Source organism: Bradyrhizobium sp. A11 (assembly GCF_042077125.1).
Lineage (GTDB): Bacteria > Pseudomonadota > Alphaproteobacteria > Rhizobiales > Xanthobacteraceae > Bradyrhizobium > Bradyrhizobium japonicum_B.
On record NZ_CP149509.1, the window covers coordinates 6,295,593 to 6,315,107 of the forward strand.

The following is a 19,515-nucleotide window of genomic DNA, read 5'->3' on the forward strand; positions in this document are numbered from 1 at the left end:
TGCGGTCTCTCTCCTCAATCCCGTGCCTGTCAGGCACTTATCCCCTTGCTTCCGATCCCCGCGGCACGAGCCCGGCGGTCAGAGATTTCCCTTGCGCTTGTCGCCTTCGCCCGATGCCAGCGGTTTCACCACGGGATCCTTCACCGGATAGAAGGTGTAGGACAGCGTGATGGTGCTCAGCGCGTCGTTCTCGTGATCGTCGGCGATCGACGGATCGACGTAGAACACCACCGGCATTTCCCGCTTCTCGCCCGGCGCCATGGTCTGCTCGGTGAAGCAGAAGCAGTTGATCTTCTGGAAATAGGAGCCGACCGTCAGCGGAGCGACGTTGTAGGCAGCCTGCGCGGCCGTGGTGCGCGCGGCCTGGTTGGTCACGGTATAGAAGACGGTCGTGACCTCGCCGATATTGACCTCGATCTCGTTCTGCTCCGGCTCGAACTTCCAGGGCAGGCCGGGCGCGACGTTGGAATCGAAGCGCACCGAGATCCTCCGCGCGATCGGCCCCGTGGCCGGCGCGGAGGTCGCGACCTGGGTCGTGCCGTTGAACCCGGTGGCGCGGCAGAACCAATTGTAGAACGGCACCGCCGCGTAGGAAGCGCCGACCATCAGCGCGACCACGCCGCCGCAGATCGAAGCAACCACCGCATCGCGTCCGAGCCCGCGGCGCTTGGTCAGCTTAAGATCAGCCGGCTTGCGATCGCCCGGCTTGGCGCTGTCCTGCGATATGGTCGGCTCCTGATTCATCTTCTACATCGGCCGCACGAGAACTGCCGGTCCCTTGACCATGGTGACGGCGAAGAACAGCACCACGAGCACGCCGAGCGCGAGTGCGATCGCGATCGAGCGCTGACGACGGCTCTTCTTCTGCGCCTCGGTGAGGACGATTCCACCTGTCTCGGGTTTGTCGGCCATCGCTGTGATCATGCGCCCCCAACCATCGGAGCCAGCGCCCGGACCACGACCTCGACCAGCAGGGTCGCGAACAGTGCGAACAGATAGAGGATCGAAAAGGCAAACAGCTTGCGGGTCGCGCGCAGCGACGCAGCGCGCTCGCGGCGCAGATAGACGTTGATCGCGAGCACCAGCATGCCGGCGCCGAGGATCAGCGAGACGATGCCGTAGACGGCGTCGAAATAGCCGAGCGCCCAGGGCGCGGCGGCGACCGCGATCAGCACGATTGTGTAGAGCAGGATCTGGAGCCGCGTCGCATCGGGACCGGCGACGTTGGGCAGCATCGGAATGCCGGCGCGCGCGTAGTCGTCGGAGCGGAACAGCGCCAGCGCCCAGAAATGCGGCGGAGTCCAGAAGAAGATGATGGCGAACAGCAGCAGCGGCTCGACGTCGACCGTGCCCGTGACGGCGGCCCAGGCCACCACCGGCGGCAGCGCGCCGGCGGCACCGCCGATCACGATGTTCTGCGCGGTCCAGCGTTTCAGGCCCATCGTGTAGATCACGACGTAGAAGAAGATGGTGAAGGCGAGCAGGCTGCCTGCGATCCAGTTGACGAGGATGCCGAGCGTCATCACCGAGAAGAAGGACAGCGTCAGGCCGAATGCCATCGCCTCGGGGCGGGTGATGCGGCCGCGCGGGATCGGCCGGTTCGCCGTGCGCGACATCTTGGAGTCGATGTCGCCTTCGAGCGCCATGTTGAGCGCGCCGGAGGCGCCGGCACCGACGGCGATGCAGAGCAGCGAGGTGAACGCGAGCACGGGGTGGAAGTGTCCCGGCGCCATCGCCATCCCGACCAGCGCGGTGAAGATCACCAGCGACATCACCCGCGGCTTCAGCAGCGCGATGTAGTCGCCGACCTCCGCCTCGGAGATGCGCGGATTGATGTCGATGGCGTTCTGGTCGAGGACGGACACGAATTCAACTCGCTTCGTTGTAAGAGCCGCGGCGCCCGTCACGGGCGCCGCGGTGATCGCTTACTGCACGCGGGGCAGCACTTCGAACTGATGGAAGGGCGGCGGCGAGGGCAGCGTCCATTCCAGCGTGGTTGCGCCCGCACCCCACGGATTGTCGCCCGCCGGCACCTTCTTCATGAAGGCATCGACCACGCAGTACAGGAAGATCAGCACGCCGAAGCCGGAGATGTAGGAGCCGAGCGACGAGACCAGGTTCCAGCCCGCGAACGCATCGGGATAGTCGACGTAGCGGCGCGGCATGCCGGACAGGCCGAGGAAGTGCTGCGGGAAGAACACCAGGTTGACGCCGATGAAGGTGACCCAGAAGTGCGCCTTCGCGAGCCCTTCATTATACATGTAGCCCGACATCTTCGGGAACCAGTAGTACCAGCCGGCGAAGATCGCGAACACCGCGCCGAGCGAGAGCACGTAGTGGAAGTGCGCGACGACGTAGTAGGTCTCCTGCAGCACGCGGTCGACACCCGCGTTCGCCAGCACGACGCCGGTGACGCCGCCAATCGTGAACAGGAAGATGAAGCCGACCGCCCAGATCATCGGAGCGCGGAATTCGATCGAGCCGCCCCACATCGTGGCGATCCACGAGAAGATCTTCACGCCGGTCGGAACCGCGATGACCATCGTCGCGGCGACGAAATAGGCCTGCGTCGCCGAGGACATGCCGACCGTGTACATGTGGTGCGCCCACACCACGAAGCCGATGCCGCCGATCGCGACCATGGCGTAGGCCATGCCGAGATAGCCGAACACGGGCTTGCGCGAGAAGGTCGAGACGATCTGGCTGATCATGCCGAAGCCGGGCAGGATCAGGATGTACACCTCGGGGTGGCCGAAGAACCAGAACAGATGCTGGAACAGCACCGGATCGCCGCCGCCGTCGGGCGCGAAGAAGGTCGTGCCGAAATTGCGGTCGGTGAGCAGCATGGTGATCGCGCCGGCGAGAACCGGCAGCGACAGCAGCAGCAGGAACACCGTCACCAGGATCGACCACACGAACAGCGGCATCTTGTGCAGGGTCATGCCCGGGGCGCGCATGTTGAAGATCGTGGTGATGAAGTTGATGGCGCCGAGGATCGACGAGGCACCCGCCAGATGCAGCGACAGGATCGCGAAGTCGACGGCCGGGCCCGGATGGCCGGAGCTCGACAGCGGCACGTACATGGTCCAGCCGGCGCCGACGCCGTTGGCGCCGGGTTCGCCCTCGACGAAGGTCGACATCAGGAGCAGGGCGAAGGAGGCCGGCAGCAGCCAGAACGAGATGTTGTTCATGCGCGGGAACGCCATGTCCGGCGCGCCGATCATCAGCGGGACGAACCAATTGCCGAAGCCGCCGATCATCGCGGGCATGACCATGAAGAAGATCATGATCAGGCCGTGCGAGGTCACGAACACGTTATAGGTGTGGGTCTCGTGGAAGACCTGCACGCCCGGATACATCAGCTCGGCACGGATCGCGATCGACATTGCGAGGCCAATGATGCCTGCGATGACCGCGAAGACCAGGTACATCGTGCCGATGTCCTTGTGGTTGGTCGAATAGACGTAGCGGCGCCATCCGGTCGGATGGGCGTGCTCGTCATGTCCGTGGGCGTGATCGCCGTGTGCCGCTGCGCTCGTTGCCATGTTCAAATCCTGCCTTGCGTCCCATTCGGACCTCCAGGAGGTCCCGCCCTTCTATCGCTTCCAGTGCCTCAAGCCGTCATCCGACGCTTACTGCGTCGGACCGGCCGCGGAGGCGTAGGTGCTGGCGCCACCGCTCGCATATTTCTTCTTCGCCGCCTCGACCCAGGAGGCGAATTCCTGGTCGCTCACCACGCGCACGGCGATCGGCATGAAAGCGTGGTCCTTGCCGCACAATTCCGAGCACTGACCGTAATACATGCCGGTCTTGGGAGCCTTGAACCAGGTCTCGTTCAGGCGGCCCGGAATGGCGTCGATCTTGACGCCGAAAGCCGGCACCGCGAAGGCATGGATGACGTCGGCGCCGGTGGTCTGGACACGAATCACCTTGTTGACCGGCACCACCATCTCGTTGTCGACGCCGAGCAGACGGGGCTGCTTGTCCTGCGCCATCAGCGAGTCGAACTCGAACTTGCCGTTATCGGGATAGGCATAGGACCAGTACCACTGCTTGCCGGTCGCCTTGATGGTCAGATCCGCTTTCGGAATGTCGAGCTCCAGGAACAGCAGCCGGAACGACGGCACCGAGATGCCGACCAGGATCAGCACCGGAACGAGCGTCCAGGCCACCTCGATCAGCGTGTTGTGGGTGGTCCGCGACGGCACCGGATTGGCCCGCGCGTTGAACTTGACGACCACGACCACGAGCAGCGCCAGAACGAACAGCGTGATCAGCGTGATCAGCACGAACAGGAAGTTGTGGAACCAGACGATGTTGTCCATCACCGGAGAACCGGACTGCTGAAGCGTCCACTCCCACGGAGCCGGCTGCCCGACCTCGGCGAATGCCGCGCCGCCCGTCGCCAGCATGACACCAGCCGCCACCACGGCGATGGTGGCCAATTCCAGCAGATGCTGGCCCACCCGACCCATCGACATCCTCATGCCGTTCGCGCTCCCCTTACGAAATCACCCCAAGTGCGCCGCCCTGCGTCCGGGCAACGCTTATTCGATCCGCCCGCCTGACAAACCGCCGCGCAAGAATACCTCTAAGAGGAATTCGGGCCAGATCGCTAGAACGCCGAAATCTAGCCTCTCAAACCATAATTCTTGATCTATCGCAATGCAGTCTTGCGCCTGATCTGCCAGCCATCACCCGCAGGATAATTCCTAGTAACATCGGACAAAAATACCGTTGGCCGGGATGCTGCCGCTTGACAGCGGAATTGCCCGCGTTAGGCACTGGCAGATGGCCGCGCAGGAACCTGATTCGTGCGGGCGGCGGCGGTGCGAGGCGGCGCGGAATTTGCTTGGCAATCGCCTTCAAGACGCCGTCATTCCCGTATCAGTCCGCCAGATGAGTCCGCCAAGCGCGAGCGAGGAAGGCGAGCGGAGGGACCGACCCGATGGGGTTTTCGATATCGATGGCAAGGCCGGCGACCAGGCAGCTTGACCGCCTCCCGATGCTGGCCACCCTGCTGGCTGCGCTCCTCCTTCTGGCGCTTCCCGGCCTTGCCCATGCGCAGGGCGCGGTGCGCTCTGTCCATGGCGACTGGCAGATTCGCTGCGACACGCCGCCCGGCGCCCAGACCGAGCAATGCGCGCTGATCCAGAGCGTGGTGGCGGAAGACCGCTCCAATGCCGGCCTGACCGTGATCGTGCTGAAGACCGCCGACCAGAAGAGCCGCCTGATGCGCGTGGTGGCGCCACTGGGTGTGCTGCTGCCCTCCGGTCTCGGCCTCAAGCTCGACAACCAGGACGTCGGCCGAGCCGGGTTCGTCCGCTGCCTGCCCAATGGCTGCGTCGCCGAGGTCGTGATGGACGACAAGCTGCTCGGCCAGCTCCGCACCGCCAAGACCGCCACCTTCATCATCTTCGAGACCCCCGAAGAAGGCATCGGCTTCCCGCTCAGCCTGAACGGCCTCGGCGAGGGCTATGACAAGCTGCCGTAGCGCCGATCCGCACTGACAACCCTATCGTTTCGGTAATGTGACGCCCGGCCTCTCGCGGACCGGTCGGGAAACCATTATCTTGACCCACATCTTCCGCTAATGGATGGACGCATGACCAATCCTGCCACGACCTCCCTGCTCGACCGCGCCAATCTCGACCGCGACCAGGTTCGCCACGAGCTCGCGCGCGGGCTTTCCGGCGCCGACGACGGTGAGCTGTTCCTGGAGTACAGCCAGACCGAAGCGCTGATGTTCGACAATGGGCGGCTGAAGCAGGCGACCTACGACACCTCGCAAGGTTTTGGCCTGCGCGCGGTCAAGGATGATGCGGTCGGCTATGCGCATTCCTCCGACGTCTCGCTGCCGGCGCTGATGCGCGCTGCGGACGCGGTCGCGGCCGTGCGCGGCGGCTATTCCGGCAGTTTTGCCGCGCCGCCTCCGCACACCAATGTCCGGCTCTATGGCGACGACAATCCGCTCGACGCGCCGGGCTTCGAGACCAAGGTCAAGCTGCTCGCCGAGATCGACGCTTACCTGCGCGACAAGGATCCCAGGGTGCGGCAAGTCAGCGTCAGCCTCGGCGCGACCTGGCAGGTGGTCGAGATCCTGCGGCCGGACGGCGAGAGCTATCGCGACATTCGTCCGCTCGTGCGCGTCAACATTTCCGTCGTGGCCGGCCAGGGCGACCGCCAGGAGAGCGGCAGCAAGGGTTATGGCGGCCGTGCCGGCTATGCCGAATTCATCGAGACGAGGTCCTGGCGCGACGCCGCCGACGGCGCGCTGCGCGAGGCGCTGGTCAATCTGGAATCGATTCCCGCCCCCGCCGGCGAGATGGACGTCGTGCTCGGGGCCGGCTGGCCCGGCGTGATGCTGCACGAAGCGGTCGGCCATGGCCTGGAGGGCGATTTCAACCGCAAGAAGACCTCTGCATTCGCGGGCCTGATGGGCCAGCAGGTCGCGGCCAAGGGCGTCACCGTGGTCGACGACGGCACCATTGCCTCGCGCCGCGGCTCGCTGTCGATCGACGACGAGGGCACGCCGACCAATCGCACCGTGCTGATCGAGGACGGCATCCTGGTCGGCTACATGCAGGACCGTCAGAACGCGCGGCTGATGAACATGAAGCCGACCGGCAACGGCCGCCGCCAGGGCTATGCCCATGTGCCGATGCCGCGCATGACCAATACCTACATGCTCGCAGGCGACCGCGATCCGGCCGAGATCCTGGCCTCGGTGAAGAATGGCGTCTTCGCCGCGAATTTCGGCGGCGGCCAGGTCGACATCACCTCGGGCAAGTACGTGTTCCAGTGCACCGAGGCCTACAAGATCGAGAACGGCAAGATCGGCGCGCCGCTGAAAGGCGCCATGCTGATCGGCAACGGGCCGACCGACCTGCATCGCATCCGCATGATCGGCAACGATCTCGCGCTCGATACCGGCATCGGCACCTGCGGCAAGAACGGCCAGGGCGTGCCCGTCGGCGTCGGCCAGCCGTCGCTGCTGATGGAGCGCATTACCGTAGGTGGAACCGGAGCATGAGCGTTGAGAAAGTGACCGTCGCGTCCAAGCAGAAGGGCAGCGGCTGGGGCGGGCAGATCGTTCAGCTCGCCGGCATCGTCGTCGCGGTGTTCATCGCCAAGGGCGCGCTTGCCGAGCCGTTCTACGTGCCGTCGGGCTCGATGGAGCCGACGCTGCTGATCGGCGATGCGCTGCTCGCCTCGAAATTCCCCTATGGCTACGGCAGCTCGTCGCTGCCGATCCAGATCAGCCTGCCCGAGACCGGCCGCGTGTTCGCCGAAACGCCGAAGCTCGGCGACGTCGTCGTGTTCCGCTGGCCCGGCGATCGCTCGCAGGCCTGGGTCAAGCGCGTCGTGGGCCTTCCCGGCGATCGCATCCAGATGCGGCAGGGCCAGCTCTTCATCAACGACCGTCCCGCCGAGCTCAAGCCCGACGGTGTCGGCGCTGCCGAGGACGACAATGGCGGCAACGAGCCCGCCTACCGTTATGTCGAGACGCTGCCGAACGGCGTCTCGCATCTGATCTTCAAGATGCGCGACAACGGCCCGCTCGACAACACGCCGGAAGTGACGGTGCCGGCCGGTCACCTCTTCGTGCTCGGCGACAACCGCGACAATTCCTCCGACAGCCGCGTGTCGCTGCGCTCCGGCGGCGTCGGCCTGTTGCCGATCGACAATCTGATCGGCCGTGCGGATGCGGTGCTCGGCTCCTGGGATCTCGGCATGCGAAGCCAGCCGGTGTGGACCTGGCTGTCCGGCTTCCGGCTGGCGCGGTTCTTCACCGCCGTGCATTGATCCTCCCCGTCTCACGATGAACCGAGACGAATTCCTCGCACTCGCGCTGAGGAATCCCGTCAACGTCGCGATCATCGATGAGCTCGATCGCCTCGCCCTTCCCGATGCCTGGCTGGTCTCGGGATGCCTGGTGCAGACCGTGTGGAACGTGCTCACCGGCCGCGCGGTCGATTATGGTATCGCCGATTACGACGTGTTCTATTTCGATCCCGACACCTCGTGGGAGGCGGAGGACGCGGTCATCCGCGAGCTGGACGCGCGGCTGACGCAGCTCGGCGTCAAGATCGAGATCCGCAACCAGGCCCGTGTGCATCTGTGGTACCCGGCCAAGCACGGCCTGCCCTATCCGCCCCTGACGCGCGCATCCGATGCCATCGACCGCTTCCTGACGCAGAACACGCAGATCGGCGTGAGACGCGGAAGAGATAGCTACGAGGTCTACGCGCCGCACGGCTTTGACGACGTTGCAGCCCTGATCGCGCGGCCAAATCCAGGACCGAATTTCTCCGCGGCGAACTACGCGATGAAAGCCGCGCGATGGAAGGCGCTGTGGCCGGAGCTCACAGTGATCGCGCCGGAGTAAGATCTCGTAGGGTGGGCAAAGCGAAGCGTGCCCACCCGTCTGTGGCCGTATCGCAGAGAACGTGGGCACGGCGCTTCGCGCCTTTGCCCACCCTACGACACCTCCCCTACCGCACCACGCCCGACGTGAAGCCCGCCTTGCGGCGCGGCGGCTTGATTTCCTTTTTCAGGAAGCAGCGCGCCTCGCGTCCGGTGTAGCCGGGCCGGGCATAGGTGAAAGCGCGGCATTTGTTGTCGGCGGTGCACGCGGCCTTGCAGACCTCGACGCCCTCGCCGTCCTTCAGCTCGAAATTGCGCAGATCTCCGCCGGGGCGATCGATCGACGTCTCCACGCCCTCGACCCGCGGCTCGATTACGCCGGCGCCGCGCACGCCGGAAATACAGCAGCTCCCCGGCACGCGCGCCGGCACGGTGTTCTTCAGCCAGCACACGGCCGAGCCGCCCTCGACGTCGGGATAGCTGAAACTCCACGAGCGGCAGCGGCGGTCGCGCTCGCACAGCAGCGCGCAATCCTCCGGATCGCCCGACGCAACCGGTGTGCTGAAATAGTCGCCACCGGGGCGGTCGAACGCGGTCTGGGCGTGCGCCGGCACGCTCGCGACAGCGAGCGTAAGCAGCGCGGCGCATGCCACGACCTTTGCCATGACGGCGCCGGACAGGCGGCCCTTCCCCATCGGAACAGCTTTCGAGTTATTGACGACGCTAAGGTTTTTCGGCCGGTCATTTGATCGCCGCAAACCTGTATGGGCGATGAACGGCTGAAAGCGCGGTCGTTGGTCTATGGTCTAGAAAGCGTATTCCGCGTAGGCGGGTTCCACCGAACCCTTCCAGGGACCGTTGAACTTGTCCAACATTTCCTCGGCCGGCGTCCGGCCGGAATCGATGATGCGGTCGAGCGGTTCCAGATGCCGCGTTTCGTCGCGGCCGAGCTGGTCGATCCGGGCCCGCCGGCGCAGGCCGGAATGCGCCAGTACGAGGCATTCCTTGGCGATCTCGAACAGATAGCGATCCCTGATCCGCGCCTTGAAGCCCATGCGCGGCACGTCGTCGCGCAGGGCCTGACGCTCGGCCGCGGTCCAGTGCTTGACGATCTCCCAGGCCGCATCGAGCGCGACATCGTCATAGAGCAGCCCGACCCAGAACGCCGGCAGCGCCGGCAACCGGCCCCACGGACCGCCGTCGGAGCCGCGCATCTCGAGATAACGCTTGAGCCGCACTTCCGGGAAGATCGTCGAGAGATGATTGGCCCAGTCCGACAGCGTCGGACGCTCGCCGGGAAGGTTGTTGTTGCGGCCGTCGAAAAAGGCGCGGAACGAGGAGCCCGACACGTCGATGTAATCCTCGCCGCGCTTGACGAAATACATGGGGACGTCGAGCGCGTAATCGACATAGCGCTCGAAGCCCATGCCGTCCTCGAATGCCCACGGCATCATGCCCGAACGGGCATTGTCGGTGTCGCGCCAGATCTCGGAGCGGAAGGAGAGGAAGCCGTTCGGCTTGCCTTCGGTGAACGGCGAATTGGCGAACAGCGCGGTTGCGACCGGCTGCAGCGCGAGCGACACGCGCAGCTTCTTGACCATGTCGGCTTCGGAGGAGAAGTCGAGATTGGTCTGCACCGTGCAGGTCCGGTACATCATGTCGAGGCCGTATTGGCCGACCTTCGGCATGTAATTGGTCATGATCTTGTAGCGGCCCTTGGGCATCATCGGGATCTCGGCGCGCGACCAGGACGGCGTCATGCCGAGGCCGAGGAAGCCGATGCCGAGCGGCGTCGCGATCTCGCGCACCTGCGCAAGATGCGCCATCAGCTCGCTCTGGGTCTGGTGCACGTTCTCGACCGGGGCGCCGGAGAGCTCGAACTGTCCGCCGGGCTCGAGCGAGATCGCACCGCCGCCGGTGACGTCGTAGAGGCCGATGATGTTGCCCTTCTCCATGATCGGCTCCCAGCCGAGCAGGAGCTTCATGCCCTCGAGCAACGCACCGATGCCGCGCGCGCCCTCGTACGGCACCGGACGGTGGCCTTCGAGCGTGAACGGCGTCTTCTCGTGCTCGGTGCCCATGCGGAATTCGGACGGGTCCTTGCAGCCGGCCTCGAACCACGCGACGAGCTCGTCGCGCGATTGCAGCGGCGTCATATCGATCTGGTCTCGCGCCATATCAAACTCTAATCAAAGGCGCTTCGGTCGAATGCGCGTGGGTGACGGGGATGGTCCGCGAACCCACCGGGCGCACGGACGAGCTGGTGTGCCGCGCGGTCATCGCGACGGCGCGTTTTCGTTGGCGTTGGCGACGGGCGGCAGTTTCATCTCGCCGCAGGAGCAGCCCAGGCGGTCGAGCAGATCGCTGAGCTTGACGGCATCGGCATCGGACAGTTTCGAACCGACATATTTCTCGATCGCGGCCGAATAGGCGCCCCACATCCGCTTCTGCAGCTCGCGGCCGGCTTCCGTGATCTCGACGAACTGGCCGCGCTTGTCGATCTTGCATTCGCGCCGCGAGGCCAGGCCCTCGTCGACCAGGCGGTCGATCAGGCGCGAGGTGGAATATTGCGGAATCAGCATCTGCCGTTCGAGCTCGACCGGCCGCAGCTCGCCCGACGGCGCCCGCGACAATTCGAGCAGCGCGTCATACCAGGCCAGCGGGGGGAAACCGGCTCGCTTCAAGTCCTGCTCGACGCAATCGAGCACGCGGCTTTGCACCCGCATCAGGCGAATCCAGGCAGCAGTCGCCTCGGTCGATGGTTTGCGTTTCATGGTCCCGCTCAAGCTCGTCGCCCGTCTCTTACCTCATTTGATGCAGCTGCATCAATCTTGACTATTTCAAGCAGTTGCATGTAATCGCTCTTTCGGCCGAACCAAGCTTCAAGAGGAGGAAATTCCATGAAACTGTACTATTCGCCCGGTGCCTGCTCGCTGTCCCCCCACATCGCGCTTCTGGAAGCCGGCCTGCCCTATGAGCTGGTCAAGGTGGATATCCGGGCCAAGAAGCTCGAAAATGGTGAGGATTATCTGAAGCTGAATCCCAAGGGCCAGGTGCCGGCGCTGGGCCTCGACAGCGGCGAGATCGTGACCGAAGGCCCGGTGATTGTCCAGATGATCGCCGATCAGGCTTCGGCCAAGGCGCTGGCGCCGGCCCGCGACAGTTCCGAGCGCTACAAGCTGCTTGAATGGCTCAACTTCCTCACCTCCGAGGTGCACAAGAGCTTTGGCCCGCTGTTCGCGCCGGCCCTGAACGACGAGGCCAAGGCCTTCTTCAAAGACCGCGTTATGGGCAAGCTGAAATATATCGACAGCCAGCTCGCTGGCCGCGACTACCTCATGGGCAAGCAGTTCACGGTGGCTGACGGCTATCTCTTCACGATGCTGACCTGGGCGGACCGGATGAAGTTCGACTTCTCGGCGATGCCGAACCTTGCCGCCTACAAGACCCGCGTCGCGGCGCGGCCGCAGGTGCAGGAAGCACTGAAGAAGGAGGGGCTTGCCCAGGCGAAGTAAGGCGAGACCTGACAGACGGGATGATGAAGGAGCCGGATCGATGATCCGGCTCTTTTTGCTTGAACCGGTTGCGCAAGCCCGGATGTCCGGGATGTCCTGGACATCAATTTTACGAGCATTGTCGGAGTTAACAATAATTCCGCGCGATGTGCACGGTGGAGGTTAGCATTGTTGTGACAGCGACCCAGGTGGCTCAAGTTCGGCCCTGTAGGCGAAACGGACCTGCGAACCGAGAAGCTCTCGTGACAACCATATTCCTGCTCTTGCTCGCGAGCATGATCGCTGGATTGTCGACCGGACTCTTCTTCCGAGTCTGGACTCTCTTGTTGGTTTCGCCGGCGACTGCGATCCTTGCAGCAATAGTGCTTCAGACCTCGGGCTTCGGATTCTGGACCGGAATCCCAATCGTCGTCGGCTGCCTGATTGTCGGCCAGGTCGCCTATCTGGCGGCCTCGCTCTACGTGCACAGAGGCGAGCTGTCAGTGCAGGACGACATCGACGGCGACCCAGGCCAGCACGGCCAGCGCCACATCGACGACGAGAACGAGTAGAGCCAGGCCGGCCCATGACGGAATTTTTCTGCGCAGCCTGAAGAGCCTGCGGCGGGGCCGCGGCCACCCCATCAGAGACAGCGGGGCGTATCTTGCGGCAACGCCGGCTGCGCCGAGTTGAGACACCGTCGAGGTCATTACGGGACACTTTCAATGCTGATGGTCATCCGTTGGATCCGTCAGCAAAAGCGGTGCCACCGCGAAGCGAGCCAGTCTCGCCGACGAGGCGGTATCAGGCTGCGCGTTCTCGCCATTCGGCGATCGAAAGTAAAAAGGCCGGATCGATGATCCGGCCTTTCATTCGTGCGTCGCCCGGATGGCGTGCAGCGCAATCCGGGGCTGCAGGCTCCGTCAGGCCGCGGCCTTCTTCGGCGCGAAGCGGCCGTAGAAGGTTTCGCCCTTCGCCGCCATCTCCTCGAGCAGTTTCGGCGGCGTGAAGCGCGAGCCGTACTTCGCCTCGAGCTTGCGGCAGAGCTCGACGAACTTCTTCGTGCCCATGAAGTCGATGTAGGACAGCGTGCCGCCGGTGAACGGCGCGAAGCCGAAGCCGAGGATCGAGCCGACATCCGCCTCGCGCGGATCGGTGATGACGTGATCCTCGACGGTGCGCGCGGCTTCCACCGCCTGCACCACCAGGAAGCGCTGCTTCAGCTCCTCGACGTCGAGCGTGTCGGGGTCGAGCTGCTTCGGCTGCAGGGCCGAGAGGCCCGGCCACAGGCTCTTCTGGCCCTTGCCCTTCTCGGGATAGTCGTAGAAGCCCTTGCTGTTCTTGCGGCCGAGGCGGCCCTGCTTCTCGACCATCTCCACCATCAGCTTCTTCTGATCGGGGTTGATGGCGTTGGGGCCGAGATCGGCCTCGGTCGCCTTCATGATCTTGAGGCCGAGGTCGAGCGCGACTTCATCCGACAGCGAGAGCGGGCCGACCGGCATGCCGGCCATCTTGGCGCAGTTCTCGATCATCGCCGGCGGCACGCCTTCGAGGAACATCTCGTTGCCTTCGGCGACGTAACGGCCGACGCAGCGGTTGGCGAAGAAGCCTCTGGAGTCGTTGACCACGATCGGCGTCTTGCCGATCTGCCGGACGTAGTCGAGCGCGGCCGCGATCGCGAGATCGCCGGTGTTCTTGCCCTTGATGATCTCGACCAGCATCATCTTCTCGACCGGCGAGAAGAAGTGGATGCCGACGAACTTGCCCTGGTCCTTGAAGCTCTCGGCCAGCGAGGTGATCGGCAGCGTCGAGGTGTTCGAGGCGAAGATCACGTCGGGCTTCAGATATTGCTGCGCCTTGGCGAAGGTCTCGGCCTTGACCTTGCGGTCCTCGAACACGGCCTCGATGACGAGGTCGACGTCCTTCAGAGCGGCATAGTCGGCGGTCGGCGTGATGCGCGCAAGCAGCGCTTCGGCATCCGCAGGCTTGGCGCGGCCCTTCTTGATCTGCTCCTCGATCACTTTCTGGGCATGCGCCTTGCCTTTGTCGGCGCTCTCCTGGTCGCGGTCGATCAGGACGACGTCGAGGCCGGCACGGGCCGAGACGTAGCCGACGCTGGCGCCCATGAAGCCGGCGCCGATCACGGCGATCTTCTTCACCTTGGTCGGCGGCACATCCTTCGGGCGGCGCGCGCCCTTGTTGAGCTCCTGCATCGACAGGAACAGGCTGCGGATCATCGCAGCCGCTTCCTTCGAACGCAGCACCGAGGTGAAGTAGCGCGACTCGACGCGCAGCGCGGCGTCGATCGGCAGCTGCAGGCCCTCATAGACGCAGCTCATGATCGCGCGCGCGGCGGGATAATTGTCGTAGGTCTCGCGGCGATAGATCGCGTTGCCGGCGGGGAACATCATCATGCCGGCCTTGGAGAACACCGGACCGCCGGGCAGCTTGAAGCCCTTCTCGTCCCAGGGCGCGACGGCCTTGCCGCCGCCCTTGATCCAGTCCTTGGCGGCCTTGATGAGATCGGCGGCCGGAACGATGGCGTGGATCAGGTTCAGCGCCTTGGCCTTGTCGACCGTGACGGGATCGCCCTTGAGCAGGATCGTCATCGCGTCCTGCGGCGGCACCAGGCGCGGCACGCGCTGCGTGCCGCCGGCGCCGGGGAACAGACCGACCTTGACCTCGGGCAGGCCGAGACGGGTCTTGGGATTCTCCGCGGCGACGCGGTAATGGCAGCACAGCGTGATCTCGAAGCCGCCGCCGAGCGCGAGGCCGTTGATCGCGGCCGCCCACGGCTTGCCCGAGGTCTCGATCGAACGCAGCACCAGCGAGAAGCGGCGGCTCTGGTCGAACAGCATCTGGTTCGCCGCGGTCTCGCCCTGCTCCTTCAAGACCTTCGCGTAGGCCTGGTTCATGCCTTCGAGCATCGAGAGGTCTGCGCCGGCGCAGAACGCTTCTTTCGCCGAGGTGATGACGACGCCCTTCACCGCGGCATCAGCCGTGGTCGCCTTGACGATCGCGTCGAGCTCGTTGGTCGAGGTCTCGTCGAGCACGTTCATGGAACGGCCCGGGATATCCCAGGTGACGAGCGCGATGCCGTCTGCGTCGGTCTCAACCTTGAAATTCTTGTACGACATATTGGTTGCTCCTCGGTGCCGCAGCCGATGTAAGGCGCGGCGGTTGACCTTGATCTCGTAGGGTGGGCAAAGGCGCTCTTGCGCCGTGCCCACCATCATTCGCGAAAGCAGCAGCGGTGGGCACGCTTCGCTTTGCCCACCTACGGCAGCTCATCACACCCGCTCGATGATGGTCGCGGTGCCCATGCCGCCGCCGATGCACAGCGTCACCAGGGCGGTGGACTTGTTGGTGCGCTCGAGCTCGTCGAGCACGGTGCCGAGGATCATCGCGCCGGTCGCGCCTAACGGATGGCCGAGCGCGATGGCACCGCCATTGACGTTGATCTTGGCGCTGTCGATGTCGAAGGCCTGGATGTAGCGCAGCACGACGGAGGCAAAGGCCTCGTTCAGCTCGAACAGGTCGATGTCCGACTTCTTCATGCCGGACCGCGCGAACAGCTTCTCGGTAACATCGACCGGACCGGTCAGCATCATGGCCGGCTCCGAGCCGATATTGGCGAAGGCGCGAATCTTCGCACGCGGCTTCAGCCCGTACTTGCTGCCAGCCTCCTTGCTGCCGAGCAGCACGGCACCGGCGCCGTCGACGATGCCGGAGGAATTGCCGGCATGGTGCACGTAATTGACGCGCTCGATCTCGGGATGGGACTGAATTGCAACGCCGTCGAAGCCACCCATCTGCGCCATCATCGTGAACGAGGGCTGCAGCTGCGCCAGCGACTGCATCGTCGTCGAAGGACGCATGTGCTCGTCCTTGGCGAGGATGGTGAGGCCGTTGATGTCCTTCACCGGCACCACGGACTTATTGAAGCGGCCCTCGTCCCAGGCCTTGGCCGCACGCTGCTGGCTCTGCACCGCGTAGGCGTCGACGTCGTCGCGCGAGAAGCCGTATTTGGTGGCGATCAGATCGGCCGAGACGCCCTGCGGCATGAAATAGGCCGGCACCGCCATCGAGGGGTCCATCGGCCAGGCGCCGCCGGAGGCGCCGATGCCGACGCGGCTCATGGATTCGGCGCCGCCGCCGATCACCAGCTCGTGCTGGCCGCTCATCACCTGCGCGGCGGCGAAGTTCACCGCATCGAGGCCGGAGGCGCAGAAACGGCTGATCTGCACGCCGGGCACGGCTTCGCCGAGACCGGCCTTCAGCGCGGCGAAACGCGCGATGTCGGATCCGGCCTCGCCGACCGGATCGACCACGCCGAGGATGACGTCGTCAACGGAATCCTCGGGCAGATTGTTGCGGTCCTTCAGCGCCTTCAGCGGCACGGTCGCGAGCGCGAGCGCGGTGACCTCGTGCAGCGAACCGTCCGCCTTGCCGCGGCCGCGCGGGGTGCGAACGTGGTCGTAGATGAATGCCTCAGGCATGACGCCCTCCTGGTGTGTTGTTTGATGCGATTGGGAGCAAGCCGCGGAAGCAGGCTCAGAACGCTTCCGCCGGCAATTCCATGATGGTGGCGCAGCCGGCCTGGATGCGCGCGAGATTGGCCGCGGTCTCCGGCAGCATCCGCTCCATGAAGAAACGGCCGGTGACCAGCTTGGTCGAGAGATAGGGCGTCGCCCCGCTCTCGGCAATCTTGGCGTTCGTCACCTTGGCCATCTTCGCCCACATGTAGCCGAGCGCGACGAAGCCGAAGAGATGCAAATAATCGGTTGCGGCAGCTCCCGCATTGTCCGGTTTCGCCATCGCGTTCTGCATCAGCCAGGTCGTGGCCTGCTGCAGATGGCCGAGCGAGGTCGAGAGCGGGGTGATGAAGGGCTTCAGCGCTTCGTCGCCGCCGTTCTCCTTGGCGAAGGCCATGACCTCGCCGAAGAACGCCATGATGGCGCGGCCGCCGTCGCGCGGCAGCTTGCGGCCGACGAGGTCGAGCGCCTGGATGCCGTTGGCGCCCTCATAGATCATGGCGATGCGGGCATCGCGCACGAACTGCTCCATGCCCTGCTCGGCAATGTAGCCGTGGCCGCCATACATCTGCTGCGCCTGCACCGCGTTGGCGAAGCCGTAATCGGTGAGGAAGCCCTTCAGCACCGGCGTCATCAGGCCCATGTGATCGTCCGCGGCCTGGCGGTCCTTGGGGTCTTCGGAGCGGTGGGCGACGTCGCTCTTCAGCGCGGTCCACATCACGAAGGCGCGCGCGGCCTCGTTGAAGGCGCGGATCGAGAGCAGCGTGCGCCGCACGTCGGGATGCACGATGATCGGGTCGGCCGGCTTGTCCGGCGCCTTGGCGCCGGTGAGCGAACGGCCCTGGATGCGCTCGCGGGCATAGGCGACCGCGTTCTGATAGGCCACCTCGGACTGCGCGAGGCCCTGCACGGCGACGCCAAGGCGAGCCTCGTTCATCATCACGAACATGCCCTGCATGCCCTTGTTCTCTTCGCCGATCAGCCAGCCGGTGGCGTTGTCGTAGTTCATCACGCAGGTGGAATTGCCGTGGATGCCCATCTTGTGCTCGAGCGAGCCGCAGACGACGCCGTTGCGCGCGCCCACCGAGCCGTCGGCGTTGACCAGGAATTTCGGCACCACGAACAGCGAGACGCCCTTGATGCCGGCGGGCGCGCCCTCGATGCGGGCGAGCACGAGGTGAATGATGTTCTCGGCGAGATCGTGCTCGCCGGCGGAGATGAAGATCTTGGTGCCCGTGATCTTGAAGCTGCCGTCGGCCTGGCGCACCGCCTTGGTGCGGAGCATGCCGAGATCGGTGCCGCAATGTGGCTCGGTCAGGTTCATGGTGCCGGTCCATTCGCCCGCCACCATCTTCGGAACGTAGGTCTGCTTCTGCTCGGGCGAGCCGTGAACGATCAGTGCCGCGGTCGCGCCCATGGTGAGGCCGCCATACATCGAGAACGCCATGTTGGCGGAGATCTGGAATTCGTTGACCGCCTGCGAGAGCGTCACCGGCAGGCCCTGCCCGCCATATTCGGTCGGCGCCGACAGGCCGAGCCAGCCGCCCTCGGCGACCTGCTTGTACGCCTCCTTGAAGCCCTTCGGCGTGGTGACGCTGCCGTCATCGGCACGCTTGCAGCCTTCGAGATCGCCGACGCGATTCAGCGGCTGCAATACCTCTTCGGCGAGCTTGGCGGCTTCGCCGAGGATGGCTTCGCGCACATCGCTCGAGGCGTCGGAGAAGCCGGCGAGATTGTCGTAGCGGTCGATCTGGAAGACGTCGTTGAGCAGGAAGTTCACGTCTTCGACAGGGGCTTTGTAGATCGGCATGGGGTTCTCCCGGCAATGGCCTTGAAGCGGTGATGTCAGTGATTCCTGCGAGGCAGCCTGGCCCGCGAGCTTAGCGGGTTCCGCAACCTCAGGGCAGGGTCATGATTTGGCGGCCAGCTGCTCCGCCATCAGGCGGTGCAGCATGTTGATCGCCTTGAGCGGACGCACCATCACCTTGAAATGGGTGATGCGTCCGTCGCTGTCGAAAGTGATGATGTCGACGCCGTTGATCTCGATGCCGTCGATGACATTCCTGAATTCGAGCACGGCGCCATGGTCGTTGCGCCATTCACCGACATAGGTGAAGCCGGGCCCACCAAGCACCTTCTCCGCACTGGAGAGGTATTTGAAGGTGATGTCGCGGCCGCGCTGCGGCGAGTGCACGACCGGGCTTTCGAACACGGCATCGGGATGCAGGAGGTCCCAGAGCGCGGCGCGGTCATGGGACTTCATGTAGGCGTACCAGGAATCGAGGCCGGTCATTCGCAGCTGCCTCCCTAAAGGCCTGGACAAAAAGTGCGAAAACAACCCCATGCACAGTAGCGGAGCGATTGATTTCGCTGGGTTTTTCGGATCGGATCTTGCGCCCGGCCCGATATGTCCCGATATGCACATTGACGCATATGCGCCAATGCGCATAAAGTCAAGCATGATGGTCGAGGTTGAAACAAGGAGGCCGGCCATGGCGCTGGGCGACGCGATCCTCGCATGCCTGACGGAACGCCCGATGACAGGCTACGAGCTCGCCAAGACGTTCGATTCCTCGATCGGCTTCTTCTGGAAGGCCGACCACCAGCAGATCTACCGCGAGCTCTCCAAGCTGCGCGACCGCGGCCACATCCAGGGCCGCGAGGTCGTGCAATCGGGCAAGCCCAACAAGCTGGTTTATACGCTCACTCCGGAGGGGCGAACAGCGCTGCGGCACTGGGCCGCGCGGCCAAGCACGCCGGCCTCGACCAAGGACGACCTCCTGGTCCGCCTCCACGCCCTCGACAGCATCGACATCGAGCCGCTGCGCACCGACCTGATGGCGCGCCTGGAGCACCACCGCGACCGCCACGCCAATTACGAGCGCATCCTGAAGAAGCGCTTTCCCGACGGCACGGCCGAGGGCCGGCTCGACCTCGGCAATCTGCTGCTGCTCCGCCTCGGCGCCCGGCACGAGCAGATGGTGGCGGATTTCTGCGAGGAGGCGCTCGATGCGCTGTCGGCGATGAGCGGCAAGGCCACGGTGGTGCCGCTGGACGAGGGCAAGCGCGAGGGGAAGGCGTAGGGCTCCCGGCGCTACGCTCCGGCAGAGCGTCTTGCT

At 64.8% G+C, this 19,515-nt stretch carries 19 protein-coding genes; 7 read left to right on the forward strand and 12 right to left on the reverse strand.

Annotation, left to right across the window (positions count from 1 at the left end; genetic code table 11):
• Positions 1-78: 78 nt before the first annotated feature.
• The 5 genes from WI560_RS29650 to coxB form a co-directional block, all read right to left on the reverse strand.
• Positions 79-744, reverse strand: a complete 666-nt coding sequence (locus WI560_RS29650) for a cytochrome c oxidase assembly protein (protein WP_375306000.1) — start codon at positions 742-744, stop codon at positions 79-81.
• Between the two features lie 3 nt (positions 745-747).
• Positions 748-924 (reverse strand): hypothetical protein, encoded by a 177-nt coding sequence (locus tag WI560_RS29655; RefSeq protein WP_028134045.1) that lies wholly within the window; start codon positions 922-924, stop codon positions 748-750.
• The gene (locus tag WI560_RS29660; RefSeq protein ID WP_257197671.1) at positions 921-1,865 is read right to left on the reverse strand and encodes a heme o synthase; all 945 of its coding nucleotides are present in this window, start codon (positions 1,863-1,865) and stop codon (positions 921-923) included. Before WI560_RS29660 ends, WI560_RS29655 begins: the two co-directional genes overlap by 4 nt.
• Positions 1,866-1,925: 60 nt before the next feature.
• Positions 1,926-3,545 (reverse strand): cytochrome c oxidase subunit I, encoded by a 1,620-nt coding sequence (gene ctaD, locus WI560_RS29665; RefSeq protein WP_028134043.1) that lies wholly within the window; start codon positions 3,543-3,545, stop codon positions 1,926-1,928.
• Positions 3,546-3,632: 87 nt separating this feature from the next.
• Positions 3,633-4,487 (reverse strand): cytochrome c oxidase subunit II, encoded by an 855-nt coding sequence (gene coxB, locus WI560_RS29670; RefSeq protein ID WP_375306001.1) that lies wholly within the window; start codon positions 4,485-4,487, stop codon positions 3,633-3,635.
• Positions 4,488-4,948: 461 nt separating this feature from the next.
• Between coxB and WI560_RS29675 the strand changes: the two genes are divergently transcribed.
• The 4 genes from WI560_RS29675 to WI560_RS29690 all read left to right on the forward strand — a co-directional run bounded on the left by WI560_RS29675 (position 4,949) and on the right by WI560_RS29690 (position 8,389).
• Positions 4,949-5,494, forward strand: coding sequence for an invasion associated locus B family protein (locus WI560_RS29675; protein WP_375306002.1), 546 nt, complete (start codon positions 4,949-4,951; stop codon positions 5,492-5,494).
• 111 nt (positions 5,495-5,605) lie between these two features.
• A complete protein-coding gene (gene tldD, locus WI560_RS29680) occupies positions 5,606-7,033 on the forward strand; it encodes a metalloprotease TldD (RefSeq protein ID WP_028134040.1) in 1,428 nt (475 codons plus the stop codon).
• Positions 7,030-7,806 (forward strand): signal peptidase I, encoded by a 777-nt coding sequence (gene lepB, locus WI560_RS29685; protein WP_375306003.1) that lies wholly within the window; start codon positions 7,030-7,032, stop codon positions 7,804-7,806. Before tldD ends, lepB begins: the two co-directional genes overlap by 4 nt.
• A 16-nt stretch (positions 7,807-7,822) precedes the next feature.
• Positions 7,823-8,389 carry a nucleotidyltransferase family protein gene (locus WI560_RS29690; RefSeq protein WP_375306004.1) on the forward strand — a complete coding sequence of 189 codons (567 nt, stop codon included), beginning with the start codon at positions 7,823-7,825 and terminating at the stop codon, positions 8,387-8,389.
• 106 nt (positions 8,390-8,495) lie between these two features.
• On the opposite strand, the gene WI560_RS29695 is transcribed toward WI560_RS29690, so the two are convergent.
• The 3 genes from WI560_RS29695 to WI560_RS29705 form a co-directional block, all read right to left on the reverse strand.
• Positions 8,496-9,062 (reverse strand): PAN domain-containing protein, encoded by a 567-nt coding sequence (locus WI560_RS29695; RefSeq protein ID WP_375306005.1) that lies wholly within the window; start codon positions 9,060-9,062, stop codon positions 8,496-8,498.
• A gap of 111 nt (positions 9,063-9,173) precedes the next feature.
• On the reverse strand, positions 9,174-10,544 hold the full coding sequence (locus tag WI560_RS29700; protein WP_375306006.1) for a glutamate--cysteine ligase: 1,371 nt from the start codon (positions 10,542-10,544) through the stop codon (positions 9,174-9,176).
• A gap of 99 nt (positions 10,545-10,643) precedes the next feature.
• Entirely contained in the window at positions 10,644-11,141 is a 498-nt protein-coding gene (locus WI560_RS29705) for a MarR family winged helix-turn-helix transcriptional regulator (protein ID WP_028134035.1), read from the reverse strand.
• Positions 11,142-11,267: 126 nt separating this feature from the next.
• On the opposite strand from WI560_RS29705, the gene gstA reads away from it, so the two are divergent.
• Entirely contained in the window at positions 11,268-11,882 is a 615-nt protein-coding gene (gstA, locus tag WI560_RS29710; RefSeq protein ID WP_375306007.1) for a glutathione transferase GstA, read from the forward strand.
• Between the two features lie 242 nt (positions 11,883-12,124).
• On the forward strand, positions 12,125-12,433 hold the full coding sequence (locus tag WI560_RS29715) for a hypothetical protein (RefSeq protein WP_375306008.1): 309 nt from the start codon (positions 12,125-12,127) through the stop codon (positions 12,431-12,433).
• 351 nt (positions 12,434-12,784) lie between these two features.
• Here the strand turns inward: WI560_RS29715 and WI560_RS29720 are convergent, their stop codons facing one another.
• From WI560_RS29720 to WI560_RS29735, 4 genes are all read right to left on the reverse strand, one after another.
• Positions 12,785-14,998: an FAD-dependent oxidoreductase gene (locus WI560_RS29720; protein WP_375306009.1), complete on the reverse strand. Its 2,214-nt coding sequence runs from the start codon at positions 14,996-14,998 to the stop codon at positions 12,785-12,787.
• A 153-nt stretch (positions 14,999-15,151) separates the two neighbouring features.
• Positions 15,152-16,360: an acetyl-CoA C-acetyltransferase gene (locus tag WI560_RS29725; protein ID WP_375306010.1), complete on the reverse strand. Its 1,209-nt coding sequence runs from the start codon at positions 16,358-16,360 to the stop codon at positions 15,152-15,154.
• A 55-nt stretch (positions 16,361-16,415) separates the two neighbouring features.
• A complete protein-coding gene (locus tag WI560_RS29730; RefSeq protein WP_028134030.1) occupies positions 16,416-18,206 on the reverse strand; it encodes an acyl-CoA dehydrogenase C-terminal domain-containing protein in 1,791 nt (596 codons plus the stop codon).
• Between the two features lie 99 nt (positions 18,207-18,305).
• Positions 18,306-18,689: a nuclear transport factor 2 family protein gene (locus WI560_RS29735; RefSeq protein WP_375306011.1), complete on the reverse strand. Its 384-nt coding sequence runs from the start codon at positions 18,687-18,689 to the stop codon at positions 18,306-18,308.
• A 199-nt stretch (positions 18,690-18,888) separates the two neighbouring features.
• Here WI560_RS29735 and WI560_RS29740 point away from each other — a divergent pair, with 199 nt between their 5' ends.
• Positions 18,889-19,479, forward strand: coding sequence for a PadR family transcriptional regulator (locus tag WI560_RS29740; protein WP_375306012.1), 591 nt, complete (start codon positions 18,889-18,891; stop codon positions 19,477-19,479).
• Positions 19,480-19,515 lie beyond the last annotated feature (36 nt).